Genomic DNA, 26,093 nt, shown 5'->3' with positions numbered 1-26,093 from the left:
ACCATCCTATTATCCTTTGCTAGAATAGCCGATTATTTTTTTAGGAAAGACTATTATGAGCAAAATTTCACTGGATGCACAGAATGTAAGAAATGCCTTGATTGAAAAAGGTATTGAGACACCCATGATTGATCCAACACAGGCTAAAAATGAACGCCGAGAAAGCATTGCAAAACACATGCATGAAGTAATGAAGCTGATTGGATTAGATTTGCGAGATGATAGTTTAGAAGAAACGCCAAATCGTTTAGCTAAAATGTTTATTGATGAGATTTTTAGTGGAATGGATTATGCGAATTTTCCAAAGATGACAAAAATCAAAAATCAAATGAAAGTCAGCGAAATGGTGCAAGTGAATGACATTACGCTAACAAGCACTTGTGAACATCATTTTGTGACGATTGATGGTAAAGTTTGTGTGGCATACTATCCAAAAGATTGGGTGATTGGTCTTTCTAAAATTAATCGAATCGTTTCATTTTTTGCGCAACGTCCACAGGTTCAAGAACGCTTAACTGAGCAACTTTTGACAGCATTTCAAACCATTCTTGAAACCGATGATGTGGCGGTATATGTGAAAGCGACCCATTTCTGTGTGAAAGCGCGTGGTATTAGAGATACGAATAGTTATACTGTCACATCTGCTTATGGTGGCGTATTCTTAGAAGATAGAGATACTCGTAAAGAATTTTTAGCTACAGTTCAAAAATAGGAAATGATAAATTGTAATCCGCACGTAAAATGTGCGGATTTTTATTTCGGGAAATTAAATATGCTATGTGCCATTTATAAAAGTAAAAAGAAGTTAGGAAGTTACCTTTATGTTGCCAATAGAGAGGATTTTTCTTCAGTTCCCAGCGTTTTACTCGAACATTTTGGTAAACCAGAATTAGTGATGATGTTTAATCTGCTTGGGCGTAAAGCACTACACAATGTAGATTGTAATGAAGTATTGGAAACAATTAAACGCCAAGGATTTTACTTACAAATAGCAAAACAAGATGATGGTTTATTTAATAGCTTGAGTGAGATCAAATAATTTGTCTATTTATAAGATAAAAAAAGTGAAAATTTGCGTTATCTCAAATTATTAAATAAAAAATTCCTTTAAAATCCGCCGCACTTTTTAAAGGAGAAAAAAATGAGTAGCTTTTTTGTCGCAGGGACAGATACGAATGTAGGGAAAACAACAGCAGCGCGCGCAATGATTCAAGCCTTGCAAGGGCAGGGAGTGCAAGTTGTCGGCTATAAACCTATTGCTTGTTGTGGAGAAGAGAGTATTTATCCTGTTGCGCAATCAGAAAATACATCTGATTATGATCATTTCGTAAATGCTGATGTATTAACGCTGATGCATTCAACAAAAGAAAATGTGTCTTATCAGGATATTAATAGTTATACTTTTAGCCACTGTGCACCCATGCTCACACAAGATAAAATGCGGATTAAATTAGATAAAATTAATTGTGATTTAACGCGTTTGAATCAAACTTATCAATCTGTTGTGGTGGAAGGATCTTTTGGTTTAATGACACCAATGGCAGAAGGAAAAAGTTTTGCAGATTGGATTACTCAACGAAAAATGCCAGTAGTACTTGTAGTTGGAATTAAAGATGGTTGCGTAAATCACGCTTTATTGACGGTAAAGGTTATCCAACAATTGGGTGTGCCGTTATTAGGTTGGATAGCAAATCGAATTAATCCATTATTAAGCCATTATGCAGAAATTGTTGATTTACTTGTTGAACATATTGATGCGCCGCTTTTAGGTAAAATTCCTTATTTACATAAACCCGAAGAACAAGAATTAGGGCATTATTTAACGAATATAGATCGATTAATGTATATGCAAACAGAGTTCATAAAATAATAAAGTGCGGTTGAATTTTTTTAGTTTTGTATAAGGGCGAAATATCGCCCTTATTTTGTGTTTGAAAAGAAATATATTATTGTGATAATTAAGGTCTTACACCTAACATATGACAGATAGCATAAGTTAATTCACTACGATTTAATGTATAAAAGTGGAAGTCATTCACGCCTTCGCGAGATAAAATTTTTACCATATCCATTGCAACACTTGCTGCTACAAGATTACGTGTAGTTGGATCATCATCCAAACCATCATAGGCTTTAACTAACCACGCTGGAATTTTCACATTAGTGAATGATGCCATTTTTTGGAGTTGTTTAAAATTAGTAACAGGTAAAATACCGGGTACGATTTCAGTATCAATACCAATTGATGCACAACGATCACGAAAACGCAGGTAGTTTTCAATATCAAAGAAAAATTGTGTAATGACGTGGTTTGCACCTGCATCAATTTTACGTTTTAAATTAATTAAGTCTGCTTGTGCGGATTTTGCTTCTGGATGAACTTCAGGATAAGCGGCTACAGAAATATCAAAATCAGCGACAGAACGGAGTAATTCCACAAGATCTGACGCATAAAATGGTTTTTTCGCGTAACCTTTAGGTTCGTCACCGCGTAACGCAACAATACGGCGAATACCACTATCCCAATAATCTCTCGCAATTTGTTTTAATTCTTCAGGTGTGGCATCAATTCCAGTTAAATGCGGTGCGGCTTCTAAGCCAGTTTCTTGTTTAATGGCTTTCACAATGCCGTGAGTGCGGTCACGTTCTCCCGAATTTGCGCCGTAAGTGACTGACACAAATTTAGGCTTTAATACTTTTAAACGATGAATTGAATCCCATAGAAGGGTTTCCATTTTTTCGTTTTTAGGTGGAAAAAATTCAAAGGAGACATTAATTTTTTTATTAAAATCTGCAATATGTTGATTTAATGTATCAATTTCTTTCGCGTAGCTCATAAGGCTTCCTTTAGGATTCTAAAATAGTATTTGTACAATAAAATAGGTTTTAATATGAGTCAATTTCAATTTATTCATTAAAAGTATGATTATTATTAATAATTCAATAAGTGGATAATTATTGTTCAATAATAACTAATTTTTAGATCAACACATACTCAAAACTACCGCACTTTTGTTAGCAATGATTTATCCCATTTTACAACGAAAAAGAAAGTGCGGTAATTTTTTGTGTATTTTTATAGAAAGATAAATGCGTGTTAAATAAATACAATAGATTTGTTTTTTAGCGCAAAAAATTAGCATTTTATGAAAAAACGAGTATAATACGCCGACCCTGTAAATGTGCGAATTCCCATCGTACATTATTTTATCGAGATCGCACTCGAAGGGGTGGCGATTAAGATTAATGGTTGTGTTCATAAGAACACTGGGTATCAAACTAATTTTTGGTAATTAATTAATGAAAACTTTTGTAGCAAAACCAGAAACGGTTAAACGCGACTGGTACGTAGTAGATGCGACAGGTAAAACTTTAGGTCGTTTAGCGACTGAATTAGCACGTCGTCTTCGTGGTAAACACAAGGCTGAGTACACTCCACACGTAGATACTGGTGATTACATCATCGTTATCAACGCAGACAAAGTGGCAGTAACTGGTCGTAAAGAAACAGATAAACTTTACTACTGGCACACTGGCTATGTAGGTGGTATTAAACAAGCGACTTTCAAAGAAATGATCGCTCGCCGTCCTGAAGCAGTGATTGAAATTGCGGTTAAAGGTATGTTGCCAAAAGGTCCATTAGGCCGTGCAATGTTCCGTAAATTAAAAGTGTATGCAGGTGGAGAACACCAACACGCAGCACAACAACCACAAGTATTAGATATTTAATCACGAGGTTTAGAAAATGGCAGAGAATCAAAACTACGGCACAGGTCGCCGCAAAAGCTCTTCAGCTCGTGTATTTATCAAACCGGGCAGTGGTAAAATCACTATCAATCAACGTGAATTAGATGTTTACTTTGGTCGCGAAACAGCACGTATGGTAGTACGTCAGCCATTAGAGTTGGTTGAATTAACTGATAAATTAGACCTATACATCACTGTTAAAGGTGGTGGTATTTCTGGTCAAGCGGGTGCAATCCGTCACGGTATCACTCGTGCATTGATGGAATACGATGAAACATTACGCCCAGCACTTCGTGCAGCTGGTTTCGTTACTCGTGACGCACGTCGCGTTGAACGTAAAAAAGTGGGTTTACACAAAGCACGTCGTCGTCCACAATACTCAAAACGTTAATTTTTATTTTCGTTTCAAAAGAAAAGCAGAGAGAAATCTCTGCTTTTTTATTATTTGAGTTACTCTAACTTATTGATTATAAAACAATAAAAAAGATTATATTGGCAAATAGGTAATGCTTTATGGTAAAATGTTGCCCCTTAAAAACCTAGAATATTTTTGGATCTTCGGAGGAATAAATGTCCAGCGCATCAAGTAAACGTTCAGTAATGACCCTTTTTTCAAATAAAGATGATATTTATTGCCATCAGGTAAAAATTGTTTTGGCAGAAAAAGGTGTGCTTTATGAAAACGCAGAAGTTGATTTGCAAGCTCTACCAGAAGATTTAATGGAATTAAATCCATACGGCACTGTGCCTACGTTGGTTGATCGTGATCTCGTATTATTTAATTCGCGCATCATAATGGAATATCTTGATGAACGTTTTCCACATCCTCCATTAATGCAAGTGTATCCTGTTTCTCGTGCTAAAGATCGACTTTTAATGTTACGTATTGAACAAGATTGGTATCCAACCCTTGCAAAAGCAGAAAATGGCACAGAAAAAGAAAAAACTTCAGCATTAAAACAGTTAAAAGAAGAACTATTGGGGATTGCACCAATTTTTCAACAGATGCCTTATTTTATGAATGAAGAATTTGGTTTGGTTGATTGCTATGTTGCACCATTATTATGGAAATTAAAACATTTAGGTGTGGAATTTACAGGCACAGGAAGTAAAGCGATTAAAGCTTATATGGAACGTGTGTTTACACGTGATTCTTTTTTGCAATCTGTAGGTGAAGCTGCACCAAAAAATTTAATGGATGATAAATAATGGAACATAAATCTTCCCCTAAACGCCCTTATTTATTACGCGCCTATTATGATTGGCTAGTAGATAATAGTTTTACGCCTTATTTAGTTGTTGATGCGACTTACTTAGGTGTGAATGTTCCTGTCGAATATGTAAAAGATGGACAGATTGTATTAAACTTGTCTGCCAGTGCTACGGGCAATTTACAACTTACAAATGATTTCATCCAGTTTAATGCGCGTTTTAAAGGTGTTTCTCGTGAACTGTATATTCCAATGGGTGCAGCCCTTGCGATTTATGCTCGTGAGAATGGCGATGGCGTGATGTTTGAACCTGAGGAAATTTATGATGAACTTAACATCGAGCCAGATACTGAACAACCAACAGGTTTTTATGAAGCAGTAGATAAGCCTAAAAAACGAGAAGAAAAAAAGAAAACAAAATCAGTTTCCCATTTAAGAATTGTGGATTAAGAAAAAACGCGATGAAATTATCATCGCGTTTATTTTTATAAATTACCTTGTTTTGCAATAAAGTTGAGAATTTTTTCTTCAATGCCTTTTGTATCCAATCCTAAATCTGCCAATGCTTCTTGCTGTGTCGCTTGTGGAATAAAATAATCTGGCAAGCCAAGTTGTAAAAGTGCGGTTGATTTTCCTGATGAATTTAGTACTTCCGCAACAGCAGATCCCGCTCCACCTTGAATTGCATTCTCTTCCAATGTGACCAAATAATCGTGAGTTTGTGCAAGCATATTAATCATTTCAATATCAATCGGTTTCACAAAACGCATATCGACAACCGTTGGATTGAGTTTTTCTGATAACTCTAAAGCGGATGGTAATAGAGTACCAAAATTTAAAATCGCAATTTTTTGACCTTTTCGAATTAAACGTGATTTACCAATAGGAAGCATTTCTAAAGGAGTAAGTTTTACACCAACGGCATTTCCGCGAGGGTAGCGCACTGCCGCAGGTTTTCCACATTGATAACCTGTATAGAGCATTTGACGGCATTCATTTTCATCACTCGGCGTCATAATGATCATATTTGGAATGCAACGCATAAAGCTAATATCGAATGCACCTTGATGTGTAGCCCCATCTGCGCCAACTATCCCTGCTCGATCAATCGCAAATAGCACAGGGAGATTTTGAATGGCAACATCGTGAATTAATTGATCGTAAGCACGTTGTAAAAATGTCGAGTAAATTGCGACGACAGGTTTATATCCGCCAATTGCAAGTCCTGTGGCAAACGTGACGGCGTGCTGTTCTGCAATCGCTACGTCAAAATATTGTTTTGGGAAGCGTTGGGAAAATTCTACCATACCTGAACCCTCACGCATTGCAGGTGTGATACCTATAATTTTGGCATCTTTTTCTGCCATTTCACATAGCCAATCGCCAAAAATTTTCGAATAAGTTGGTTTACTATTGTTTTTGGGCAATTCGCCACTGATAGGATCAAATTTAGGTACACCGTGGAAACCAATCGGATCTTTTTCTGCGGGTGCGTATCCTTTACCTTTTTTCGTTTTTATATGCAAAAATTGTGGGCCTTTCAGATTACGCATATTCGTAAGCGTTGCCACTAATTCATCAATGTTATGCCCATCCACAGGGCCAATATAGTTAAAACCGAGTTCTTCAAATAATGTACTTTCTGGCGAAAACATTACACCTTTCATATGTTCTTCGGTTTTTTTCATAAAGTTTTTGATTGGAGGAACTTTATCAAGGATTTTTTTACTGCCATCACGAAGCGTAGAGTAAAGAGAGCCAGAGAAAATACGCGCAAGATGATTATTTAATGCGCCAACGTTTTCTGAAATAGACATTTCGTTATCATTTAAAATAACTAACATATCTGTATGCAATGCCCCCGCGTGATTTAATGCCTCAAATGCCATTCCCGCAGTAATTGCGCCATCACCGATTACGCATACTGTTTTTCTACCTGCATTTTCTCGTTCTGCGGCAACGGCAATGCCTAATCCCGCACTAATAGACGTAGAGGAGTGACCAACACTTAATACATCAAATTCACTTTCTTCACGCCAAGGGAAAGGATGAATACCGTCTTTTTGGCGAATTGTGGACATTTGATCTCGACGACCCGTTAAAATTTTGTGGGGATAAGCTTGATGTCCAACATCCCAAATTAACTGATCAAATGGTGTTTTATACACGTAATGTAGTGCAACGGTTAGCTCTACAGTGCCTAAACCTGACGCTAAATGCCCGCTAGTTTGACTAACAGATTCTAAAAGATAACCGCGTAATTCTTGGCAGAGTTGGGGTAGCTGATCTTTATTTAAAAGACGCAAATCTTCTGGTGAATTAATCAAAGATAATAAGGGGTAATTGTTCATATTGTTAGTCATTTTAAAAACGTGATAATTTTTGACCGCACTTTGTGAGCATTGATGCGGTCGGTATTAACTTTTTCTAGTAATAATGAATTCAGCTAATGCACGAAGTGCGGTCGTATCAAAAGGAATTTTTTCTAATTCAGACAAAGCACTTTGATATAGATCTTGCGCTTTTTGTTTTGCGCCGCTTAACCCAAGTAATTTTGGATATGTACTTTTATCTAAATCAAGATCGGCGCCGACTTGTTTGCCAATTTCTGCGCTATCACCTTCAATATCTAAAATATCGTCTTGAACTTGAAAGGCTAAGCCAATGGCTTCCGCATATTGTGTTAAGGATTGTTCTAAGGTTTTGTCAGCAAAATGCGGAGAACAAATAAAACCTAATTTTAATGCAGCAATCAGCAATGCGCCCGTTTTGTTACGGTGGATTAATTCTAATTCGTTTAAACTAATTTGTTTATGCTCAGAAATAAGATCTAAACTTTGCCCTAAGCACATTCCTTGTGCGCCAGCGCCTTGCGCTAAAATTTTAATTAAAGCCAGTTTTTGTTCAGAAGAAATATTTGGCGTTTTAGTTAATATTTCAAAAGCAAAACTTTGAAGGGCATCGCCCGCAAGAATAGCTGTAGCTTCATCAAATTGGATATGACAAGTAGGATGTCCACGGCGTAAATTGTCATCATCCATTGCAGGTAAATCATCGTGAATTAAGGAATAGGCGTGAATGGCTTCAATGGCAGCAGCTGCGTAATCTAAGGTTTGTTTCTCTGCACCAAGCATTTGACCTGTTGCGTAAACTAAGAAAGGTCGAACTCGCTTACCGCCAAGTAATAATGCGTATTCCATCGCCTCAAGCAAAGGCGCATTATGACTTTCAATGCCCTCAAATTGAGCTTCTAAAAAGCGATTGATACGAGTTTGAACCTGTTGTAATTCTTCAGAAAAGTGACCCATTAAGCATTCCCTTCATAATCATTCAGTGGCGCGTCTTCTGTTTTTTGCAATAAGATCTGAATACGTTGTTCTGCTTGTTGTAAACGTTCTTGCCCTAACTTAGCGAGTTGCACACCTTGTTCAAATTCTTTTAACGCTTCTTCTAACGGTAGATCTCCATTTTCTAAATGTGTAACAATATTTTCTAACTGCGCTAATGTTGTTTCAAAATCTTGTGAAGATGCGGGTTTACGCGCCATGGAATTATCCTTTTTCACGGTAAAAATTGCTTGCCATTGTACTGTATTTTACTTGAGTTGTTAAAAATTTATTTCAAGCTAGGACCAGTGGACTTTTCACTATCTTTGCGTAAAATACTCGCCACTTTAAATCCCCAAGAAATACCTAAACTATTTATATGAAATTTATCGTTAAACTTTTTCCTGAAATTATGATTAAGAGCGAAACTGTTCGTAAACGTTTCGCAAAAATTTTAACCTCTAATATTCGCAATATTTTACAGAAATATGATGAAGAAACTGCAGTTGTACGCCACTGGGATTACATTGAAGTGCGGTCAAAAAATGAAGAAAATAGTGAAGAATTAATCGCCTTGTTACAACGTATTCCTGGTATTCATCATTTTTTAGAAGTTGAAGAAAAACCATTTACCGATTTACATCATATTTTTGAATTGACGCTTGCTGATGTCGCACAACAACTTCAAGGCAAAACCTTTTGCGTTCGAGTAAAACGTAAAGGAAAACATAAATTTAGTTCGATTGAAGCAGAACGTTATATCGGCGGTGGATTAAATCAACACATTGAAAGTGCAAAAGTGCGGTTGAAAAATCCAGATGTGACTGTTCGTATTGATATTGAAGATGACAAAATGATGTTAGTTAAAGCACGTCACGCTGGTATTGGTGGTTATCCGATTGGTACGCAAGAAGATGTACTTTCTTTAATTTCAGGGGGATTTGATTCAGGCGTATCGAGTTATATGTTGATTCGTCGTGGTTCCCGAGTTCATTATTGTTTCTTTAATCTTGGCGGCACAGTCCATGAAATTGGCGTTAAACAAATGGCTTATCATATTTGGCAACGCTATAGTGCTTCACATAAAGTGCGCTTTATTGCGATTAACTTTGAGGGAGTTGTCGGTGAGATTTTAGAGAAAGTCGATAACGGACAAATGGGCGTTGTATTAAAACGGATGATGGTGCGAGCCGCAAGTAAAGTCGCTCAACGTTTTAATATTGAAGCGATTGTGACAGGGGAGGCATTAGGGCAAGTATCTAGCCAAACTTTAACCAATTTACGCTTGATTGATGAAGCCGCTGATGCCTTAGTATTACGCCCGTTAATTACCCATGATAAAGAACAAATTATCGCGATGGCGAAAGAAATTGGTACTGACGATATTGCAAAATCTATGCCTGAATTTTGTGGCGTGATTTCAAAAAATCCTACGATTAAAGCTGTTCGTGAAAAGATTCTAGAAGAAGAAGGGCATTTTAATTTTGAGATTCTTGAAAGTGCGGTACAAAATGCGAAATATTTAGATATTCGCCAGATTGCAGAAGAAACAGAAAAAGAAGTCGTGGAAGTTGAGGCAATTTCTGTATTAGGTGAAAATGAAGTGATTTTGGATATTCGCAGCCCAGAAGAAACGGATGAAAATCCATTTGAATCAGGTACACATGACGTCATTCAAATGCCGTTCTACAAACTTTCTTCTCAATTTGGTAGCCTTGATCAAAGTAAAAGTTACGTGTTGTATTGTGAACGTGGTGTGATGAGTAAATTACAAGCCTTATATTTGAAAGAAAATGGTTTTTCAAATGTGCGTGTATTTGCAAAAAACATTCATTAATTAGGATATAAAATATGCGTAATCAAACTAAACAGCATCTTGAACAGCTTCAAATTACCATGCAGCAGCTTAATTTATGGCAAACGATGCCCCCTGCTGCAGAGGCGTTTTTAAGTGAAGAACCTTTTTCAATTGATACGATGTCTGCCGAAGAGTGGCTACAGTGGGTATTTATTCCACGCATGCAGGTATTGTTAGAAAGTGGTTCAGCCTTGCCAAATAAAATTGCCATTTCGCCTTATATTGAAGAAGCAATGAAGGAATTTAATGAGTTACAACAACTATTAATTCCTTTAGTTGCTTTAGAAGAACTTCTGAACAAGAACCAATGCTAGAAATTTTATATCAAGATGAGTTTCTCGTTGCGGTGAATAAGCCTGCTGGCATGCTGGTTCATCGTAGTTGGTTAGATCCTCACGAAACTCAATTTGTGATGCAAACCTTGCGAGATCAAATTGGCCAACATGTATTTCCTATTCATCGTTTAGATCGACCGACATCTGGCGTGTTGTTATTTGCATTGAGCAGTGAAATTGCGAATTTAATGTGTGAACAGTTTGAACAAAAGTGTGTTCAGAAATCTTATTTGGCTGTAGTGCGTGGGTATCTACAGGGAAAAGAGCGGATAGATTATCCACTAAAAATTCAATTGGATAAAATCGCAGATAAATTTTCTCAAGAAGATAAAGAGCCTCAAGAAGCGATTACTGATTATGAAGGATTAAAAATAGTCGAAATGCCTTATCCTGCTGGGCGTTATCAAACGGCGCGTTATTCTTTAGTTAAATTAATCCCTCATACAGGTAGAAAACACCAATTACGTCGCCATATGAAACATATTTTTCACCCAATTTTAGGGGATACGCAATATGGTGACTTACATCAAAATCGTGCATTAATGTCACATTTAGGTTGTTCTCGATTATTTTTACATTCTGATAGTTTGTCTTTTATTCATCCAATAACGAAAGAGCAAATAACAATTACAGCAGGTTTAGATGAACAATGGCAGCAATTAATGAATCAATTTGGATGGGAAAATGTTTGATATTAACTTAACACACGAACAGCAACAAAAAGCAGTTGAACAAATTCAAGAACTTATGGCAAAAGGAATTAGTAGTGGAGAAGCGATTCAAATAGTGGCGAAAGCACTACGAGAAATTCATAAAAATGATAAAAAAACTCCAGAAAATTAAATTTTTTGTGATCTACTTATCATTTTTGAATATTGCTCGTTGCATAACCGTTCAAAATATTTAAACATAGCGAACCTAATTAGTAGGTAATAAGGCGAGAGTCTTGTTGATTTATTGTTTTAATAGGCGAAGCCTAGAGAGGTCTTTTATGGAAATTGGTATTGTAAAATGGTTCAATAATGCAAAAGGATTTGGTTTCATTTCCGCAGAAGGTGTAGATGCCGATATTTTTGCACATTATTCAGTGATTGAAATGGACGGCTATCGTTCATTAAAAGTGGGTCAAAAAGTACAATTTGAAGTTCTCCACGGCGATAAAGGATCTCACGCCACAAAAATAATCCCAATTGCGGATACTCAAGAATAATAAATACCCTAAATTTTTTTCTATTAATCCTAACTTAAAAGACAAGAATTAAAAGTTAGAAAGTCAGTAAAGGACTAAGCTTTGTGATTAAAAAAAGCTTGGTCCTTTTAGTTCGTATTAAATAAGAAATCCGCCTTTAAATTTATAAGTCCATCACTTATTCATCAACAATATCAGTAAATTCTGCACCTAATACTTTTGCTAAATCTTGTGGTGCAATTTCTACGCTTAGCCCACGTTTTCCGCCTGAAACATAAATCGTTTCAAACTCAAGTGCGGTTGAATTTATCACGGTTTTCACGCGTTTCTTTTGACCTAGCGGGCTAATTCCACCTACAAGATAGCCTGTACTTTTTTGTGCTGCATCTTTATCCGCCATTTCCACTTTTTTCACACCGATAGATTTTGCTGCTTTCTTTAAATTCAGCATATTGGCCGTTGCAAGCACAAAACAAGCGAGTTTTTTCTGATCGCCATTTTCCGCCACAAGTAAGGTTTTAAAAGAGCGGTTAGGATCAATGCCTAATTTTTCGGCCGCCTCATCACCAAAATGTTGATTATTCGGATCATGATCATAAGTATGCAAGATAAAAGGAATTTTTTGTTTTTTAAGTAAATCAATTGCGGGTGTCATTATTTCGTTCCTGGTTTTGGTGTAAAATAATGCTGATTATTTTACAGCGGAGAGAAAAATGGACGCAACCTTAAATATTGCGATAGCAGCAGAATTTGAATTAAGTGAAAAAATTGTAGAGCGTTTCGAACAAAGTGCGCTTGAAATTAGCAAAGTTTCTATTGTTGAAATAATACCTTTTGAAGAAGAACAAAATATTCGTTTTCGAAATAAAAGCGTTGAACAACTTTCGCCAAATGAAGTAGAGTGGGCTGATTTTAATTATGTCTTTTTTGCAGGAAAACTTGAGCAAGTTTCCCATATTGCGCAAGCAGCAGAGCAGGGCTGTATTGTCATTGATATGTTAGGCGTTTGCAGTGCGCTTTCGGATGTGCCTGTTGTTGTTCCAACGGTAAATGAATCACAACTATTTGAACTGAGACAACGTAACATTATTAGCTTGCCTGATCCACAAGTAAGCCAACTTGCTTTAACGCTTGCCCCGATTTTACAAGAAACGAATCTCAATCAAATATTTGTCACCTCTTTATTGCCGGCTTCTTATACGGATGCGGAAACCGTGACGAAACTTGCGGGACAAACAGCCCGTTTATTAAATGGCATTCCATTGGATGAAGAAGAAACGCGCTTAGCCTTTGATGTTTATCCGCATCAAGCACCTAATTTATCAAATCAATTACAACGAATTTTTCCGCAATTAGAGCGTGCTACATTTCATGCAATCCAAGTACCTGTATTTTATGGATTGGCACAAAAAGTCACCGCACTTTCAGATTATGATTTCGACTATCAGCCTCAAAATAGCGAGCTTGTCGCTTTAGAAGAAACCTTAATTACGCCTGTGCTTAATGGAGAACAAGAAAATGGCGAAGAATCAGTAAAACTTCATTTAAGTCAAATAAGTGCGGTAGAAAATGGCGTAGAATTTTGGTCTGTGGCAGATGAACAACGCTTTAATCTCGCTTTACTTTCAGTGAAATTGTTGGAAGGAATTTATCAGCAAGGTTATTAATGAAATTAAGGAGAATAGTATGCAAAATATTCTATTTATTATCCATTCAGCCCCTTATGGTGGATGGAAGCTGACAAAGTATTAAATTTTTAATTTTCTCGATAAAAGAAACCCGCTGCAAGTGCGGGTTCTTTTTTGCTTGATGATGACAAAGCCTTGTAAAATTGTTGGAAAAGACAAAATTACTCGCCAATCACACTTTGATAAGCCGATAACTCACGATCAGCGTATTTAACGACATCGGCGATAACTAATTTCTGAACAGCTGAACCTAATGTTTTCATTAACTTATAATCAGGATCGTTATTTTTGGTTGGTAAATGGCATTTTAAATTATAGGATTTTGAAGATCTTAATTTATTTCCATATTCAAACCTACCTCTTAATGCTTTCTGAATACTACCCGCAAGTATTAACATTACATTTTTGCTTTTCTCATTTTCTCTATTCCAATATACACCCACATCATCAGACGCACCAAAAATAATAGAGCGATAGAACACATTACCAAAAATATCAATAGTTATTGAATTTTTAGGAAATTGAGTAACAGAATTACCAATATATTTTACGACACCAGTATTTGTTATCCCAGACATAACAAATGGCAAATATCCAGATATTTGATCAGACTTTGTTAATCTTTCTCCTTGTTGAATTGAATCGAATAATGAACTAAACGCAAATTCATCCCAATCAACCTCACTAAAAGAATCTATCGCTCGTTGTTCTTCTTCGGTCAATGTATAGTTTGATAGCCCTGTTACTTGCAAGTATCCTTGCAGTTCCTGCAACCGTTCCGCTTGCAGTTCCTGCAACCGTTCCGCTTGCAGTTCACTAATAAAATGATACATATAAGAAACATCTGGCTGTTCATTTCTTATAGGAAGAAAAATAACCAAGTTATTTAACGTATTCACTGTAGGATAGCTAGAATAATCCTTATCAAAGATTTTTAACCCACTATTTATACAAGCAATCATATATTTATAGTGGCTTATAATCCAATCAAACTTTGGAGTTAATAAGAATAAATTTTGGCTACCATACCATTTATGTTTTCTAAATTGAGCAATATTTTCACCAACTTGAATAACAGAAAATGTGTTGCCATTATTAGGCTCAAATCCCAAATGTTTCACATAACCTTGAATACCATTGTTAATCGATGTTCTTCCAATAAACTCATAATTGTTACCGTTTCTATTATTTGATAATTCTATATTACCTTTATCAAAGCTAATAGAAGTCTTTATAGTAAACCAATCTTTTAAAATTGTTCTTTTCCATTCTCCCCCACTTGCCAAAAATTCTTCTTCCAATTTCTGCAAGCGAGGGTTTATTACTTTCCCTGTTCACTTTCCTTTTTTAATAATTGTGAAACTTCCCACGCTAAATAATCGGCAACGGTTTTCTTAAAATCAGCAAGGGTAGGTTTAGTATCAATTTTTTTGTGTTGAGTGAAATTCCAATCGCAACCAGCATTATCGCCTGATACCGAGATTTTATCTTCAATATATTCATTTTCAGTAAAGTGATTTAATTCTCCTTTACCAAATTTCACTAAATCAACTAACTCCTGATAACGTTCTGTTGCATGATCAACATTACGTAAATTTGTACTGGCTTTCGCTTTTTTACGGCTTGAGCGTTTGTAACCGTCATTTGTAAAATCGATAAATTTTACCAGTTGTTTTTCTTCATGTTTTTCGCCAACTTTAAACACATAAATTGCTGTTTGCACGCTAGACTTACCAATAAATATATCAGCTGGCATTTTTATACTTGCAATCAAAGAATGTTTTTGCAGAATACGTTGATTAATTTCTTTTGCTTTACCTGTTCCAGCGGAATCTTGAATAATAACCGCTGCATAACCTTTGTTCATCATATTCAAGGCTTTTTCAACAAAGATCATACCGTTACCTTCTTTAGAATAAGGAGGGTTCAGAATAAAGGCATCCGCTGGAAATGCTTTATCTTCAAATCCTTTTCCTTCAAAGTCAGATAATGAGTTTTTATTTAATACATTTGAGCTACCATCTCCCATTAAGATCATATTTAAAATGGCTAACATATATACGCTAGATAAGATCTCAACACCTAATAATTGATGGGCTTTGATATGAGCTTCTTTTTGACGTAATTCATCTCGAGATGTAATGCTGTTTTTAGCATCAATTAGCATCTCATTCATTGCCGCAACAAGTAAACCTGCCGACCCCGTTGCAAAATCCCACACATAAGAATCTTTATTTACACGAGCTAATTTAGCTAAAAGCGTTGCAACATAAGACGGTGTCAAAACAACATCATTTAATTTATCTTGACTAAATCCAAGCCAAGAATACATTTCATTAAATAATTTTCCTGTAAAATCGGTAGTTAAGCCAATTTTGTAATAAATACCCAAATCATCAACAATTTTTATAAATACTCGTTTTAATTGACTTTCTCCATCAACAACTTTGTTGATATTCTCTGTCAAAACAGTATTTGATAATGTTCGAATAATTAAGTTTTTCTTTTCCTGAGGTAAATTTTTAGCTGATAAAAAAGCATTTATTTTTCTGATTAGAATATCACCATCTCTTTCCCCTTCTTCTGTTTTAGATTTTAAATCTTCTTTTTCAAGCGGAGAAACCTTACCTTGGACACCTAAAGTTGCCATAATAGATGCTGCAACTAAATAAACCCTATCATTCTCTCCTAATCCAGATTCATTCTGATAAATATCATTATTTAGTTTTGTCAAACTAGCATCTATTTCATTTTCACGTTTAGCTTTTATTCTTTCTAATTCATTGTGAGATAAAGAAAGATTATTTACTTGTGTAATAAAATCTTCAAAATGCTCTGGAGCTAAAAATGATAAATCTGAAAACTTCCCTATTTTTTGCCCAATACCTAAATTTGCTTTAGATACATAATATACGCCAATTTCATAGCACAGCTTATCTGTATGAGATTCTTTATAACCCGTCATACCAATCGCAATAATATCGGTATAACTTGTATGATGTAATAATGCATTGGCATAATGCACGGCACCATTTACTGCATATCCATTGATATTTTTAAATATAGGTTCATTCTTAGCCGAACGATTTTCAACATTGCCATCCGCATCTAGTTTGGCTAATTTATCTTTATAACCTTTATATTCAATAAGAATAGGGTAATCTTTTTGAGTAATATTTGAACGCAATAATAATTTTGCATCAGGGCGATTTCCGCCAACACCTCCATTTTTGCTGAAGTAAGCATCTAAAGCTTTATCAATTTCCGTATTTAATTGTTCTTGCTCTAATTTATAGTTGAGTTTATACGAGGCTAACCAGCCGTTTGCTAAATTAGCAATGTTCGGTTCAACCGATTGAATTTTTGACGGAGACTTAGCCATTTAAGCCTCCGCATTTATTTAATATAGAAGTGAAAGCAGTGAGATTTTTTGAAAAATTTACAATTTTTTGCTTGCAATTAACGTTAAGTTTGTGCAGTGCCATTTTTTCGTCCTTAATTTATGAATGTCAATAAAATTTTGAAATTATAAATAAAAAACGGTTAAATTTCCTTGATTTTTCAACAAAATCAGAAAATTTAACCGTTTGTTTTTCTTTACTTAATTTAGCCTTTGGTTGCTTGTTTCATTTCTCTTACAAACGCACCAAGTTCTTCGAGCAATTTCGCTTGATTATCTAAATTTCGCTCAATTATTTTCACCGTTGCCGAACCTGAAATCGCACCAGCCACCCCCAAAGCTAAGGCTTCTTTAACTTGTGCAGGCTGTGCAATGCCGAAGCCTTGTAAAATTGGCGGGGCATTGTGGGCTTTAAGTTGTTCTATAAGGGTATCTAAATTTGCTGCGTGAGCTTGATTTTCAGCACTGGTTACGCCTGCACGTGAGACTAAATAGGTATAGCCTTCGCTATTTTTCGCTACGCCTTGAATAGTTTTCTCGTCCGCATTTGGCGGGCAAATAAAGACGGGTTGAATGCCGTGTTTTTTAGCTGCTTGCACATAATCTTCTTTTGCGAGTAACGGAATATCTGCTACAAGCACAGCATCAACACCTACTTCTGCACAGCGTTGATAAAAAGCATCTAAAGCTTTGGCAAAAATTAAATTGGCACAAAGTAATAAGCTAATCGGAATCTCTGGATATTTTGACCGCACTTTTTCTAATAACTTAAAGCTATCTTCAGTGCTATGTCCCGCAGTTAAAGCGCGATTATTCGCCGCTTGGATCACGGGGCCATCGAGTAACGGATCGGAAAAAGGAAAACCAAGCTCTAAAGTATCTGCGCCGCTATCTACAAGCGTACAAATAATCTCAAAAGAGCGGTCAAAAGTAGGGTCACATAAGGTAACGAAAGGAACAAATGATCCTTCACTTTTTGCTTTAAGCGCAGCAAATTGAGTTTCAAAACGGCTCATTATTTTATTCCTTTTTCTGTCAAAATTTTATTTACGGTGAAAATATCTTTATCGCCACGTCCAGATAAATTCACGACTAAAATTTGTTCTTTGTTAGGTTCTTGATGAATCATTTTTAAGGCTTGAGCAAGAGCGTGTGAGCTTTCTAATGCAGGAATAATGCCTTCATGTTTAGCTAACTCTTGGAAAGCATTCAATGCTTCATCATCAGTAATACTTGGATATTCTGCACGTCCAATACTTTGTAAATAAGCATGTTGAGGCCCAACAGAAGGGAAGTCTAACCCAGCTGAAACAGAGTAGGATTCCTCTACTTGACCATCTTCGGTTTGCATTAAAGGGGATTTCATCCCGAAATAAATGCCAACTTTTGCATGACCTAATGGTGCGCCATGTTCACCGCTTTCAATACCTTTCCCCGCAGGTTCAACACCAATTAAACGAACATTTGGTTCATCAATAAAATCAGTAAACATGCCAATTGCGTTAGAACCACCGCCAACCGCAGCAATCACTGCATCAGGTAAACGACCTTCTCGTTCGAGAATTTGACGTTTAGTCTCAATCCCAATCATTTTTTGAAATTCTCTCACAATCGTAGGGAAGGGATGCGGACCTGCTGCGGTTCCAAGTAAATAATGGGTAGTTTCGTAGTTTGCTGACCAATCACGCATAGCCTCACAACAAGCGTCTTTTAAAGAGCAAGAGCCTTTTTGTACAGGAATTACCTCTGCGCCCATTAGACGCATACGAAATACATTCGGCGATTGACGCTCAACATCTTTTGCGCCCATATAAATACGGCATGGCATATCTAACATAGCACAAGCAAGGGCTGTCGCAACACCATGCTGACCTGCACCTGTTTCGGCAATAATACGTGTTTTGCCCATACGTTTAGCCAGTAAAATTTGCCCTAACACTTGATTGGTTTTGTGCGCACCACCGTGTAATAAATCTTCACGTTTAAGATAGATTTTCGCTTTAGTACCTTTTGTTAGGTTGCGACAAAGAGTAAGTGCGGTCGGTCTGCCCGCATAATTTTTGAGTAAATCAGCAAATTCTGCTTGGAATGTAGGATCATTTTGAGCTTCCACAAAGGCTTGTTCTAATTGCTTTAAAACAGGCACTAAAATTTCTGGCACATACATTCCGCCAAATTCGCCAAAATAAGGGTTAAGAAGTGTGTCTGACATATTTTTTCCTATGATTTTATTTTTCTTTTGAAACGCTCATTCCCGCAAAAGATTGTGCGGTTGGCATTACTTCAATACGATTAATGTTTACGTGTTCAGGCTGTTGATGAAGCCATAATACAATATTCGCAATATCTTCAGGCTGAACCGATTGCACATTTTCATACACTTTTGCGGCTTTTTCATCATCGCCGTGAAAACGCACATTAGAAAATTCCGTACCGCCACATAATCCGGGTTCAACATTACTGACACGGATTTTAGTGCCTGCAAGATCTGCTCGCAAATTTAAGCTAAATTGTGTCACAAAGGCTTTGGTTCCGCCATATACATTGCTGCCAGCGTAAGGGTAATTTCCCGCAATCGAACTCAAATTAATAATGTGCCCGTGATTACGAGCAATCATATCAGGCAACACAAGGCGAGTGATAGTGACCAAGCCTTTGATGTTGGTATCGATCATCTGATACCAATCTTGTAAATCCGCTTTATGTGCTGGCTCTAATCCCAACGCTAAACCTGCATTATTCACCAATAAATCGACCGCTTGCCAACCTTCAGGAAGGGTATTTAGAGCGTTAATTGTGGCTTGTTCATCACGAATATCAAAGGCAAGTGGTAGAAAATGATTGCCCAATTGTGAATGGGTTTCTGCTAATCGAACTGCACGTCTGCCCGTGCCAATCACTTTATAGCCCGAAGCAATCAGTAATTTACAAATGGCTAAGCCGAAGCCTGCGGTTGCCCTGTTACTAATGCGGTTTTCATTTCGTTTCTCCTATATTTATATGCACGACTAAGATAGTACAGTTTAAAAAATGATGTAAGGTTGAAAAAACAAAAGAGATTGAATCTCGCTTGTTAAGACGTATTCAATCCCTTTTTTTATTAAGCGAATAAGGCTTTGTACCCCAAAGTACACATCAATAAGCCTACGGTAATTACCAACACTTTTTTGATAATTTTACCATTACTGTGAATTGCATGTTTACTACCAACATGGTTCCCTGCAAGGTTGGCAATAATCATTGGAATACCTATTAAAAATGCCATTTTACCTGCAATAGCAAAAGATACAAATGCACCAATGTTAGAGGAAAAATTAAAAATTTTGGAGGTCGCAGAAGCACGCAATAGACTTAATTTATTGATTAAGAATAACGCAATAATAAAAATACTTCCTGTACCAGGCCCAAAGAAACCGTCATAAAAACCAACAATTAAACAGGTAATAAAAACAGATAGTGCTGAGTTTTTAATTTCTTGCTCTTGATTTTCTTGCTTGAGCAATTTTCCTTTAAATAAAGTGGTAGCTAAACCCAAAGGTAAAAATGCAAAAATAATATAGTTAATAACATGTGTTGGCAGCATTAAAATAACTTCTGCTCCAATGTAGGCACCTAATAATGCAGAAACAATCCCTATGGGAATAATTTTCCAAACTATAGATTTGCTTTGCATAAAGTTTTTAATAGCAGCGATTGTGCCAATAGTACTAACTAGTTTTTCTTGACCTAATGCTAATTGTGGTGGAAGACCAACTATTAAGAATGCAGGAATTAAAATTAAGCCTGCACCTCCAGCAATAGAATCAATATAACCTGCTACAAAAGAGGCTATTACTAATAAACAAATACCAAGAATAAAATAGTTAGCAATAATACTATTATCGATAAATAAATTTTCCACTTTTTGTCCTTACTTAGTTCTTAAATGATGATTACATTCAGATGATACAAAATATTCTTTGAGAGGTTTATCATAGGTACCAAATAGTCTAATTAACCATCGGTCATTCCCATCAAATTTTGCCTTGAATCCATTTCTTGTATGTAATGTTTTCTGGTTATCAAATGTTACTATCTCACCAGGTTTCAAATACAAAGAAATCCATTTATCTTGATCAATAGCACTTTTTTTGAATTTCTCTAGTACTACCTTATGTTTAGGACTTTCTGTATCTATATTGTGATAATCAAATCTAGAAATATAAGAACCATCTTTACATTTCATAAGTAAAGGAACATCACGAACTTCAGCCTCTCCAGCAAAAGAAGCAGGACGCTTAATGATAAATTTACTTTCTTCTAATAGAGATTTTTCTTCTTCTGCTAAATCCTTAAGAACATCACTAAGTAATAATATACTAGTTGCAACACCTTCTTGTTGCTTTAAGCATAATAGGGTTAATGTATCTGGAATATAAGTTGGAACGTCATTAAACATATCTTCTTCTCGTAATCGTAAATCGGGATTATCAACATGAGGGAAAAATGTTTCATTAGAACCATAAGAGATAATCTGATTTTCTAAACCTTGCTTAGGAACAACATGACGTAATAATTTACCTTCATTTTCACCTTCATAAACAACAGGATAAACCCCAAGTGATAAACAATAACTAACCAAATTAAAAGCTGAAAGTTCAATTGCTTTATTTTCAACAAATCCAGTTAATGTTGGGGTAGGTGGTAAACCAGGGTTCTATATCAATTTTAGATACAACATATCCGATAGAACGAAGTTTTTGTGCATCTGATTGATTTTTTGATACTAAACCATTTGATTCAACATTGCCTAATGCAAGTTGATAAAGTTCATTGTTAGTTTGCATAAGATCCTTTTATTTTTTATGTATTAAATGTAACAAAATTGTTACATTTAAAATAATACTTCATTTGAAACATAAATCATATATTTATAGTTTTCACTTTTTTGAACTAAGGTTTGTTTTTCACCATCTTGATGAATAATTTCCATTGGCGTAAAAATTTTTAAACGCGCTTCAGGAATTTTTTCTATGTAAGGGTAGTATAGGGCTGTTTTTAATCGTCTTTTTTAGATGGTTTAATACCTAATAAATTACAACTTAATTTACTAATCACATGTTCTGCAGTATTACCTAATAAGGCAGCAGATAAACCAGTGCGACCAACTGTACCTAAAATCACTAATTCAGCTTCAATCTCTTTCGCAACTTCAGGAATAACTTCCTCTGGAAAACCTTCGCGTACGTGAGTATGATCTTCATCAATTCCAAATTTTTGGCGTAAAGCTTTCATATTAATAAGATGCTGACCTCGAATACCGTTTTCATAACCTGAAGTATTAAATTCAGGTAAATCAATCGCCATATTGATTGGCGCGGAAGGGTAGGCTGCCACCAAATGGACATTACCACGATTTAGATTTTCCGCGAGTGAAATACCTGTTTCTACCAGCTCTTGATTAAATTCATCTTGATATTCTTGCTCTCCAGAAACATTCACCGCCACAAGAATACGGCGTTGATGTTTCCAATCGCCATCACGAACCATTAAGACAGGAATAGGGCATTTACGAAGAAGTTGCCAATCAATGGGAGTAAAGATAAGAGACGTCAGTTTTTCTTCGTCTTTGGTATATTTTACGACTAGATCGTAATTATTATTTTCTACTTCTTCGTTAATTGCATCAGCTTCATTGCTATTCCACACAATATGAGATTGTAATTCAATTTCTGGATTTGCATATTTATCTAAGTAATATTGAACCGCATGGCGGTATTTTTCAATTACTTGTTGATGCATTTCTGAACGTTCTTCGGAAGAAAGTAAAGCTGACATTTCATAAGATAAATCATAGACTGATAAAAGTGCGGTGATTTTTACCTTAGTTTCATTTTTTTGTTCTTCAACTAAACGCACTGCACGAGCTAGGGCGTACTGTTTTTCATCACTGGGATTAAGTACAACGAGAATATTTTTAAATTTCATAATAGCCTCCAAAATTGAGGCATAGGATAAAAAAGAATAGCAAAAATGGCAAGGTACAAGATTAATTTGGATAAATTTATTTTTATCAAGCACAAAAAGGCGTGATATTCACGCCTTAAATTTATTTAACTAATGTAATTTTTGTTTTATTCGTACCAGTTAATTCAATTAAACCATTTAAATCATTGATTGTAATATATTTGCCTTGTACGCTAATCACGCCGAGTTTTTGAAAGCGGCCTAATAAGCGGCTGATGGTTTCTACTGTTAAACCTAGATAATTACCAATATCGCCACGTGTCATTGTTAAACGAAATTCTTTTGCTGAAAAACCTCGAGCAGAATAGCGTTTAGAAAGATTATGAATAAAAGCAGCCAAACGTTCTTCTGCATTCATTTTAGATAGCAATAAAATCATCTCTTGATCACTTTTAATTTCACTGCTCATCAAACGTAAAATTTGCTGGCGTAGTTTTGGCATTTTTCCTGCCAAATCATCTAAAATATCAAAAGGAATTTCACATACCATAGCCGTTTCTAGAGCTTGCGCAAAACTAGGGTGTTGCATTTGAGTAATGGCATCAAAACCAACTAGGTCACCGGGCAAATGAAATGAAGTAATTTGTTCTTCGCCAGATTCACTAATCGTATAGCTTTTTATTGTGCCAGAACGAATAGCATAAATTGAATTGAGAGAATCTCCTGCTTTAAACAATACTTGAGACTTTTGAATCGGTTTTTTTCTCTCTATGATATTATCAAGCTGATCTAATTCTTGTTCATTTAAGGTAAAAGGAATACAAAGCTGACTAATACTGCAATCCTGACAATGAATCGCACAACCGCCTGATTGAATTTTGCGCCCTGATTTAGCTTCTGCAACGAAATTTTTCATGTACGCCTCAAATATTGAAAAAATAGTGTAAAATTGATCTAACGCAAATATTCTACCACTAATTAGTCAGATTAAGAAGAGTAAAGCATTATGATGGCAGCTGAAAAATTAACAAAAAAACGTTTAGCTCAAATTTTAATTATGTTGTGCATTTTAATTATTGCATTTGTTTGGCGATATTTTTAGAAAACAGAAAATTGTTGCTTATTTTTAAAACAAATGGATTATTTCTAATAAATTTTGCTTGTCACATTCTTATATATACGTATAATTCAACCCCATTAAGCCTGGGTGGCGAAATTGGTAGACGCAGCGGATTCAAAATCCGCCGTTGAATAAACGTGTCGGTTCGAGTCCGACCCTAGGCACCATAAAAATAAAACTAGCCGTTTTTTATACATAATTAAAATGTATTAATGATCGTGTAGAGCTTAATTTTACAATATTTTCCATTAATTATTTCTTTATTATTTGCACATCATCTTTCTTCCTCGTGGAATACGAGCAACCTTACCTTGTAAAGTGCGGTGAAAATTAACCGCACTTTTCTTACAGTAAACTATCCTGAGAGATAAACGAGTATGTATCAATTATTCCGTCACGGCATTTTCCAAATGGATGCTGAAAAGGCTCATAATTTCACGATTCAATGCTTGAAATTAGCTGGTAATCCTTTATTTCAACCGATCTTAAAATCTCTTATTCATGCTCCCAAAGGCTTTCCGAAAACGGTAATGGGTGTGAATTTTCCTAATCCCATTGGATTGGCGGCAGGAGCGGATAAAAATGGCGATGCGATTGACGGCTTTGGTGCATTGGGTTTTGGTTTTTTAGAACTGGGAACAGTCACGCCCGTTGCACAAGATGGGAATGCAAAGCCACGTCAGTTTCGTTTGATTGAAGCTGAAGGCATTATTAACCGTAATGGTTTTAATAATAATGGTATTGACTATCTTATAGAAAATGTGAAAAACGCCCGTTATAAAGGTGTGATAGGCATCAATATTGGTAAGAATAAATTCACACCTTTGGAACAAGGCAAAGATGATTATATTTTCTGTTTGAACAAAGCCTATAACTACGCAGGTTATATTACGGTGAATATTTCATCTCCCAATACACCAGATTTGCGTCAATTACAATATGGTGATTATTTCGATGATTTATTGCGAAGCATCAAGGATCGTCAGGCTATTTTGGCAAACCAATACAATAAATATGTGCCGATTGCGGTAAAAATTGCACCAGATTTAACGGAAAGTGAATTAGTACAAATTGCGGATACATTGGTTCGTCATAAAATGGATGGCGTTATTGCAACGAATACTACAATTTCTCGTGATACGGTTATGGGGATGAAAAATGCCGAACAGCAAGGCGGATTAAGTGGAAAGCCGTTGCAGCATAAAAGCACAGAGATTATTAAGCGATTACATCAAGAACTGAAAGGTCAGATTCCGATTATTGGTAGTGGTGGCATTGATGGTTTGCAAAATGCGCAAGAGAAAATTGAGGCTGGCGCAGAGTTGTTACAAGTTTATTCAGGATTGATTTATCACGGTCCAAAATTAGTAAAAGAATTAGTAAAAAATATTACATAATGACAAAAAAATACGATTTACATTGCCACAGCACCGCATCAGATGGAGTGTTGAGTCCAACGGAATTAGTGCATCGTGCTTATGCGCAAGGCGTGAACGTGCTGGCATTATGCGATCACGATACGATTGCGGGTATTGATGAAGCTGAGATTGCAGCGAAAGAAGTAGGCATTGAATTGATTACTGGAGTAGAAATCTCGACAAATTGGGAAGGGCGAGGGATCCATATTGTAGGATTAAACTTCGATAAAACTCATCCAAAAATGACCGCACTTTTGCAAAGTCAAAAAGCATTACGGGAAAAAAGAGCGGTGGAAATTGGCGATAAATTAGAAAAAGCAGGAATTCTTAATGCTTATGAAGGTGCGAAAGCTTTAGCTGATGGTGAAGTTACGCGTGCGCATTACGCACGTTATTTGGTGCAGATTGGTAAGGTATCTAATGATGGTCAGGCTTTTAAACGCTATTTAGGGCAAGGAAAATCGGCATTTGTTAAAGCTGAATGGGCTGATATTCCCACGGCGATTGAGACAATCCATGCCGCAGGCGGTATAGCTATTATTGCGCATCCATTACGTTATAACATGACGGGGAAATGGGTGCGTAAGCTGATAGTCGATTTTAAGGCTTGGGGCGGTGATGGCATGGAAATGGCGGATTGTGGTCAAACAAAAGATCAGCGTCAAATGCTTGCTCGTTGGGCAAAAGAATTTGATCTGTTGGGATCCGTTGGTTCAGATTTTCATTTCCCTTGTGGTTGGGTTGAATTGGGAAAAAATTTAGATTTAGTTGATAGCGTTATCCCAGTTTGGGAAAAATTTTAGTCAGATAGAGAATGTTCAAATAATAAATACCTGTTTCCTTGATAATAATTTA

At 36.0% G+C, this 26,093-nt stretch carries 29 protein-coding genes, 1 tRNA gene and 2 pseudogenes; 16 read left to right on the top strand and 16 right to left on the bottom strand.

The window, feature by feature from the left end; all coding sequences use genetic code 11:
• Positions 1 to 55 precede the first annotated feature (55 nt).
• The 3 genes from folE (at position 56) to bioD (ending at position 1,870) form a co-directional block, all read left to right on the top strand.
• Positions 56 to 712 carry a GTP cyclohydrolase I FolE gene (gene folE / locus DQN49_RS08115; RefSeq protein WP_005650443.1) on the top strand — a complete coding sequence of 219 codons (657 nt, stop codon included), beginning with the start codon at positions 56 to 58 and terminating at the stop codon, positions 710 to 712.
• Positions 713 to 772: 60 nt separating this feature from the next.
• On the top strand, positions 773 to 1,039 hold the full coding sequence (locus DQN49_RS08110; RefSeq protein ID WP_005650445.1) for a YcgL domain-containing protein: 267 nt from the start codon (positions 773 to 775) through the stop codon (positions 1,037 to 1,039).
• A 102-nt stretch (positions 1,040 to 1,141) separates the two neighbouring features.
• Positions 1,142 to 1,870, top strand: coding sequence for a dethiobiotin synthase (gene bioD, locus DQN49_RS08105; protein ID WP_005652748.1), 729 nt, complete (start codon positions 1,142 to 1,144; stop codon positions 1,868 to 1,870).
• 88 nt (positions 1,871 to 1,958) lie between these two features.
• On the opposite strand, the gene metF is transcribed toward bioD, so the two are convergent.
• The gene (metF, locus tag DQN49_RS08100; RefSeq protein WP_005650448.1) at positions 1,959 to 2,837 is read right to left on the bottom strand and encodes a methylenetetrahydrofolate reductase; all 879 of its coding nucleotides are present in this window, start codon (positions 2,835 to 2,837) and stop codon (positions 1,959 to 1,961) included.
• Positions 2,838 to 3,300: 463 nt separating this feature from the next.
• On the opposite strand from metF, the gene rplM reads away from it, so the two are divergent.
• From rplM to DQN49_RS08080, 4 genes are all read left to right on the top strand, one after another.
• Complete coding sequence (gene rplM / locus DQN49_RS08095; RefSeq protein ID WP_005650450.1) at positions 3,301 to 3,729, top strand: 50S ribosomal protein L13; 429 nt, start codon at positions 3,301 to 3,303, stop codon at positions 3,727 to 3,729.
• 16 nt (positions 3,730 to 3,745) lie between these two features.
• The gene (gene rpsI, locus DQN49_RS08090; RefSeq protein ID WP_005631594.1) at positions 3,746 to 4,138 is read left to right on the top strand and encodes a 30S ribosomal protein S9; all 393 of its coding nucleotides are present in this window, start codon (positions 3,746 to 3,748) and stop codon (positions 4,136 to 4,138) included.
• Positions 4,139 to 4,317: 179 nt separating this feature from the next.
• Positions 4,318 to 4,956, top strand: coding sequence for a stringent starvation protein SspA (gene sspA, locus DQN49_RS08085; RefSeq protein ID WP_005650452.1), 639 nt, complete (start codon positions 4,318 to 4,320; stop codon positions 4,954 to 4,956).
• A complete protein-coding gene (locus DQN49_RS08080; RefSeq protein ID WP_005652745.1) occupies positions 4,956 to 5,408 on the top strand; it encodes a ClpXP protease specificity-enhancing factor in 453 nt (150 codons plus the stop codon). Before sspA ends, DQN49_RS08080 begins: the two co-directional genes overlap by 1 nt.
• A 35-nt stretch (positions 5,409 to 5,443) precedes the next feature.
• Here the strand turns inward: DQN49_RS08080 and dxs are convergent, their stop codons facing one another.
• Genes dxs through xseB form a run of 3 tightly spaced genes read right to left on the bottom strand, consistent with a single transcriptional unit; the run spans position 5,444 to position 8,505 of the window.
• Positions 5,444 to 7,321, bottom strand: a complete 1,878-nt coding sequence (gene dxs, locus DQN49_RS08075) for a 1-deoxy-D-xylulose-5-phosphate synthase (protein ID WP_041175190.1) — start codon at positions 7,319 to 7,321, stop codon at positions 5,444 to 5,446.
• Positions 7,322 to 7,375: 54 nt separating this feature from the next.
• Positions 7,376 to 8,266 carry a (2E,6E)-farnesyl diphosphate synthase gene (gene ispA, locus DQN49_RS08070; RefSeq protein ID WP_006995993.1) on the bottom strand — a complete coding sequence of 297 codons (891 nt, stop codon included), beginning with the start codon at positions 8,264 to 8,266 and terminating at the stop codon, positions 7,376 to 7,378.
• Positions 8,266 to 8,505: an exodeoxyribonuclease VII small subunit gene (gene xseB, locus DQN49_RS08065; protein WP_005628882.1), complete on the bottom strand. Its 240-nt coding sequence runs from the start codon at positions 8,503 to 8,505 to the stop codon at positions 8,266 to 8,268. Before xseB ends, ispA begins: the two co-directional genes overlap by 1 nt.
• Positions 8,506 to 8,663: 158 nt before the next feature.
• On the opposite strand from xseB, the gene thiI reads away from it, so the two are divergent.
• The 5 genes from thiI to cspD all read left to right on the top strand — a co-directional run bounded on the left by thiI (position 8,664) and on the right by cspD (position 11,687).
• Entirely contained in the window at positions 8,664 to 10,121 is a 1,458-nt protein-coding gene (gene thiI / locus DQN49_RS08060; RefSeq protein WP_006995994.1) for a tRNA uracil 4-sulfurtransferase ThiI, read from the top strand.
• 14 nt (positions 10,122 to 10,135) lie between these two features.
• Positions 10,136 to 10,456: a YqcC family protein gene (locus tag DQN49_RS08055; RefSeq protein WP_006995995.1), complete on the top strand. Its 321-nt coding sequence runs from the start codon at positions 10,136 to 10,138 to the stop codon at positions 10,454 to 10,456.
• On the top strand, positions 10,450 to 11,169 hold the full coding sequence (gene truC / locus DQN49_RS08050; protein WP_006995996.1) for a tRNA pseudouridine(65) synthase TruC: 720 nt from the start codon (positions 10,450 to 10,452) through the stop codon (positions 11,167 to 11,169). The genes DQN49_RS08055 and truC overlap by 7 nt, the downstream gene beginning before the upstream one ends.
• Entirely contained in the window at positions 11,162 to 11,320 is a 159-nt protein-coding gene (locus DQN49_RS08045) for a YoaH family protein (protein ID WP_005628875.1), read from the top strand. Before truC ends, DQN49_RS08045 begins: the two co-directional genes overlap by 8 nt.
• 148 nt (positions 11,321 to 11,468) lie before the next feature.
• On the top strand, positions 11,469 to 11,687 hold the full coding sequence (gene cspD, locus DQN49_RS08040; protein ID WP_006995997.1) for a cold shock domain-containing protein CspD: 219 nt from the start codon (positions 11,469 to 11,471) through the stop codon (positions 11,685 to 11,687).
• Between the two features lie 157 nt (positions 11,688 to 11,844).
• Here cspD and ybaK read toward each other — a convergent pair whose 3' ends face one another.
• On the bottom strand, positions 11,845 to 12,321 hold the full coding sequence (ybaK, locus tag DQN49_RS08035) for a Cys-tRNA(Pro) deacylase (RefSeq protein ID WP_005631703.1): 477 nt from the start codon (positions 12,319 to 12,321) through the stop codon (positions 11,845 to 11,847).
• A gap of 58 nt (positions 12,322 to 12,379) precedes the next feature.
• On the opposite strand from ybaK, the gene DQN49_RS08030 reads away from it, so the two are divergent.
• Positions 12,380 to 13,333, top strand: a complete 954-nt coding sequence (locus tag DQN49_RS08030) for an oxidoreductase (RefSeq protein ID WP_006995998.1) — start codon at positions 12,380 to 12,382, stop codon at positions 13,331 to 13,333.
• A gap of 182 nt (positions 13,334 to 13,515) precedes the next feature.
• Here DQN49_RS08030 and DQN49_RS08025 read toward each other — a convergent pair whose 3' ends face one another.
• From DQN49_RS08025 to fnr, 11 genes and pseudogenes are all read right to left on the bottom strand, one after another.
• Positions 13,516 to 14,664 carry a restriction endonuclease subunit S gene (locus DQN49_RS08025; protein WP_006995999.1) on the bottom strand — a complete coding sequence of 383 codons (1,149 nt, stop codon included), beginning with the start codon at positions 14,662 to 14,664 and terminating at the stop codon, positions 13,516 to 13,518.
• Between the two features lie 11 nt (positions 14,665 to 14,675).
• Complete coding sequence (locus DQN49_RS08020; protein WP_006996000.1) at positions 14,676 to 16,736, bottom strand: N-6 DNA methylase; 2,061 nt, start codon at positions 16,734 to 16,736, stop codon at positions 14,676 to 14,678.
• Positions 16,737 to 16,960: 224 nt separating this feature from the next.
• On the bottom strand, positions 16,961 to 17,770 hold the full coding sequence (gene trpA / locus DQN49_RS08015) for a tryptophan synthase subunit alpha (protein WP_006996001.1): 810 nt from the start codon (positions 17,768 to 17,770) through the stop codon (positions 16,961 to 16,963).
• Positions 17,770 to 18,966, bottom strand: coding sequence for a tryptophan synthase subunit beta (gene trpB / locus DQN49_RS08010; RefSeq protein ID WP_006996002.1), 1,197 nt, complete (start codon positions 18,964 to 18,966; stop codon positions 17,770 to 17,772). Before trpB ends, trpA begins: the two co-directional genes overlap by 1 nt.
• Positions 18,967 to 18,982: 16 nt before the next feature.
• Positions 18,983 to 19,734 (bottom strand): annotated as a pseudogene (locus DQN49_RS08005) (SDR family oxidoreductase).
• A gap of 120 nt (positions 19,735 to 19,854) precedes the next feature.
• Positions 19,855 to 20,655 carry a sulfite exporter TauE/SafE family protein gene (locus DQN49_RS08000; RefSeq protein WP_006996004.1) on the bottom strand — a complete coding sequence of 267 codons (801 nt, stop codon included), beginning with the start codon at positions 20,653 to 20,655 and terminating at the stop codon, positions 19,855 to 19,857.
• 9 nt (positions 20,656 to 20,664) lie between these two features.
• Positions 20,665 to 21,375, bottom strand: coding sequence for a TauD/TfdA family dioxygenase (locus DQN49_RS07995; RefSeq protein ID WP_006996005.1), 711 nt, complete (start codon positions 21,373 to 21,375; stop codon positions 20,665 to 20,667).
• Positions 21,376 to 21,406: 31 nt separating this feature from the next.
• Positions 21,407 to 21,580 (bottom strand): hypothetical protein, encoded by a 174-nt coding sequence (locus DQN49_RS07990; protein ID WP_006996006.1) that lies wholly within the window; start codon positions 21,578 to 21,580, stop codon positions 21,407 to 21,409.
• An 80-nt stretch (positions 21,581 to 21,660) separates the two neighbouring features.
• Positions 21,661 to 21,777 (bottom strand): annotated as a pseudogene (locus DQN49_RS10465) (DUF4198 domain-containing protein); the annotation flags it as partial.
• A 14-nt stretch (positions 21,778 to 21,791) separates the two neighbouring features.
• On the bottom strand, positions 21,792 to 22,721 hold the full coding sequence (gene uspE, locus DQN49_RS07985; RefSeq protein WP_032826283.1) for a universal stress protein UspE: 930 nt from the start codon (positions 22,719 to 22,721) through the stop codon (positions 21,792 to 21,794).
• Positions 22,722 to 22,842: 121 nt separating this feature from the next.
• Complete coding sequence (fnr, locus tag DQN49_RS07980) at positions 22,843 to 23,616, bottom strand: fumarate/nitrate reduction transcriptional regulator Fnr (protein ID WP_006996008.1); 774 nt, start codon at positions 23,614 to 23,616, stop codon at positions 22,843 to 22,845.
• 285 nt (positions 23,617 to 23,901) lie between these two features.
• Between fnr and DQN49_RS07975 the strand changes: the two genes are divergently transcribed.
• From DQN49_RS07975 to rnm, 3 genes are all read left to right on the top strand, one after another.
• Positions 23,902 to 23,987, top strand: a tRNA-Leu gene (locus DQN49_RS07975).
• Between the two features lie 210 nt (positions 23,988 to 24,197).
• Entirely contained in the window at positions 24,198 to 25,217 is a 1,020-nt protein-coding gene (pyrD, locus tag DQN49_RS07970; protein WP_006996010.1) for a quinone-dependent dihydroorotate dehydrogenase, read from the top strand.
• Complete coding sequence (rnm, locus tag DQN49_RS07965) at positions 25,217 to 26,041, top strand: RNase RNM (RefSeq protein ID WP_006996011.1); 825 nt, start codon at positions 25,217 to 25,219, stop codon at positions 26,039 to 26,041. The genes pyrD and rnm overlap by 1 nt, the downstream gene beginning before the upstream one ends.
• The last annotated feature ends 52 nt before the right edge of the window (positions 26,042 to 26,093 follow it).

Source organism: Haemophilus aegyptius (assembly GCF_900475885.1).
GTDB classification, from domain to species: domain Bacteria; phylum Pseudomonadota; class Gammaproteobacteria; order Enterobacterales; family Pasteurellaceae; genus Haemophilus; species Haemophilus influenzae.
The sequence above is the reverse complement of the archived record's forward strand: the minus strand, read 5'-3'. Positions and strand labels throughout refer to the sequence as shown.

Excerpts from the sequence above, each read along its gene's own strand:
- folE (WP_005650443.1), top strand. The coding sequence starts at position 56 with ATGAGCAAAATTTCACTGGATGCACAGAATGTAAGAAATGCCTTGATT.
- DQN49_RS08110 (WP_005650445.1), top strand. The coding sequence starts at position 773 with ATGCTATGTGCCATTTATAAAAGTAAAAAGAAGTTAGGAAGTTACCTT.
- bioD (WP_005652748.1), top strand. The coding sequence starts at position 1,142 with ATGAGTAGCTTTTTTGTCGCAGGGACAGATACGAATGTAGGGAAAACA.
- metF (WP_005650448.1), bottom strand. The coding sequence starts at position 2,837 with ATGAGCTACGCGAAAGAAATTGATACATTAAATCAACATATTGCAGAT.
- rplM (WP_005650450.1), top strand. The coding sequence starts at position 3,301 with ATGAAAACTTTTGTAGCAAAACCAGAAACGGTTAAACGCGACTGGTAC.
- rpsI (WP_005631594.1), top strand. The coding sequence starts at position 3,746 with ATGGCAGAGAATCAAAACTACGGCACAGGTCGCCGCAAAAGCTCTTCA.
- sspA (WP_005650452.1), top strand. The coding sequence starts at position 4,318 with ATGTCCAGCGCATCAAGTAAACGTTCAGTAATGACCCTTTTTTCAAAT.
- DQN49_RS08080 (WP_005652745.1), top strand. The coding sequence starts at position 4,956 with ATGGAACATAAATCTTCCCCTAAACGCCCTTATTTATTACGCGCCTAT.
- dxs (WP_041175190.1), bottom strand. The coding sequence starts at position 7,321 with ATGACTAACAATATGAACAATTACCCCTTATTATCTTTGATTAATTCA.
- ispA (WP_006995993.1), bottom strand. The coding sequence starts at position 8,266 with ATGGGTCACTTTTCTGAAGAATTACAACAGGTTCAAACTCGTATCAAT.
- xseB (WP_005628882.1), bottom strand. The coding sequence starts at position 8,505 with ATGGCGCGTAAACCCGCATCTTCACAAGATTTTGAAACAACATTAGCG.
- thiI (WP_006995994.1), top strand. The coding sequence starts at position 8,664 with ATGAAATTTATCGTTAAACTTTTTCCTGAAATTATGATTAAGAGCGAA.
- DQN49_RS08055 (WP_006995995.1), top strand. The coding sequence starts at position 10,136 with ATGCGTAATCAAACTAAACAGCATCTTGAACAGCTTCAAATTACCATG.
- truC (WP_006995996.1), top strand. The coding sequence starts at position 10,450 with ATGCTAGAAATTTTATATCAAGATGAGTTTCTCGTTGCGGTGAATAAG.
- DQN49_RS08045 (WP_005628875.1), top strand. The coding sequence starts at position 11,162 with ATGTTTGATATTAACTTAACACACGAACAGCAACAAAAAGCAGTTGAA.
- cspD (WP_006995997.1), top strand. The coding sequence starts at position 11,469 with ATGGAAATTGGTATTGTAAAATGGTTCAATAATGCAAAAGGATTTGGT.
- ybaK (WP_005631703.1), bottom strand. The coding sequence starts at position 12,321 with ATGACACCCGCAATTGATTTACTTAAAAAACAAAAAATTCCTTTTATC.
- DQN49_RS08030 (WP_006995998.1), top strand. The coding sequence starts at position 12,380 with ATGGACGCAACCTTAAATATTGCGATAGCAGCAGAATTTGAATTAAGT.
- DQN49_RS08020 (WP_006996000.1), bottom strand. The coding sequence starts at position 16,736 with ATGGCTAAGTCTCCGTCAAAAATTCAATCGGTTGAACCGAACATTGCT.
- trpA (WP_006996001.1), bottom strand. The coding sequence starts at position 17,770 with ATGAGCCGTTTTGAAACTCAATTTGCTGCGCTTAAAGCAAAAAGTGAA.
- trpB (WP_006996002.1), bottom strand. The coding sequence starts at position 18,966 with ATGTCAGACACACTTCTTAACCCTTATTTTGGCGAATTTGGCGGAATG.
- DQN49_RS07990 (WP_006996006.1), bottom strand. The coding sequence starts at position 21,580 with ATGCAAACTAACAATGAACTTTATCAACTTGCATTAGGCAATGTTGAA.
- uspE (WP_032826283.1), bottom strand. The coding sequence starts at position 22,721 with ATGAAATTTAAAAATATTCTCGTTGTACTTAATCCCAGTGATGAAAAA.
- fnr (WP_006996008.1), bottom strand. The coding sequence starts at position 23,616 with ATGAAAAATTTCGTTGCAGAAGCTAAATCAGGGCGCAAAATTCAATCA.
- pyrD (WP_006996010.1), top strand. The coding sequence starts at position 24,198 with ATGTATCAATTATTCCGTCACGGCATTTTCCAAATGGATGCTGAAAAG.
- rnm (WP_006996011.1), top strand. The coding sequence starts at position 25,217 with ATGACAAAAAAATACGATTTACATTGCCACAGCACCGCATCAGATGGA.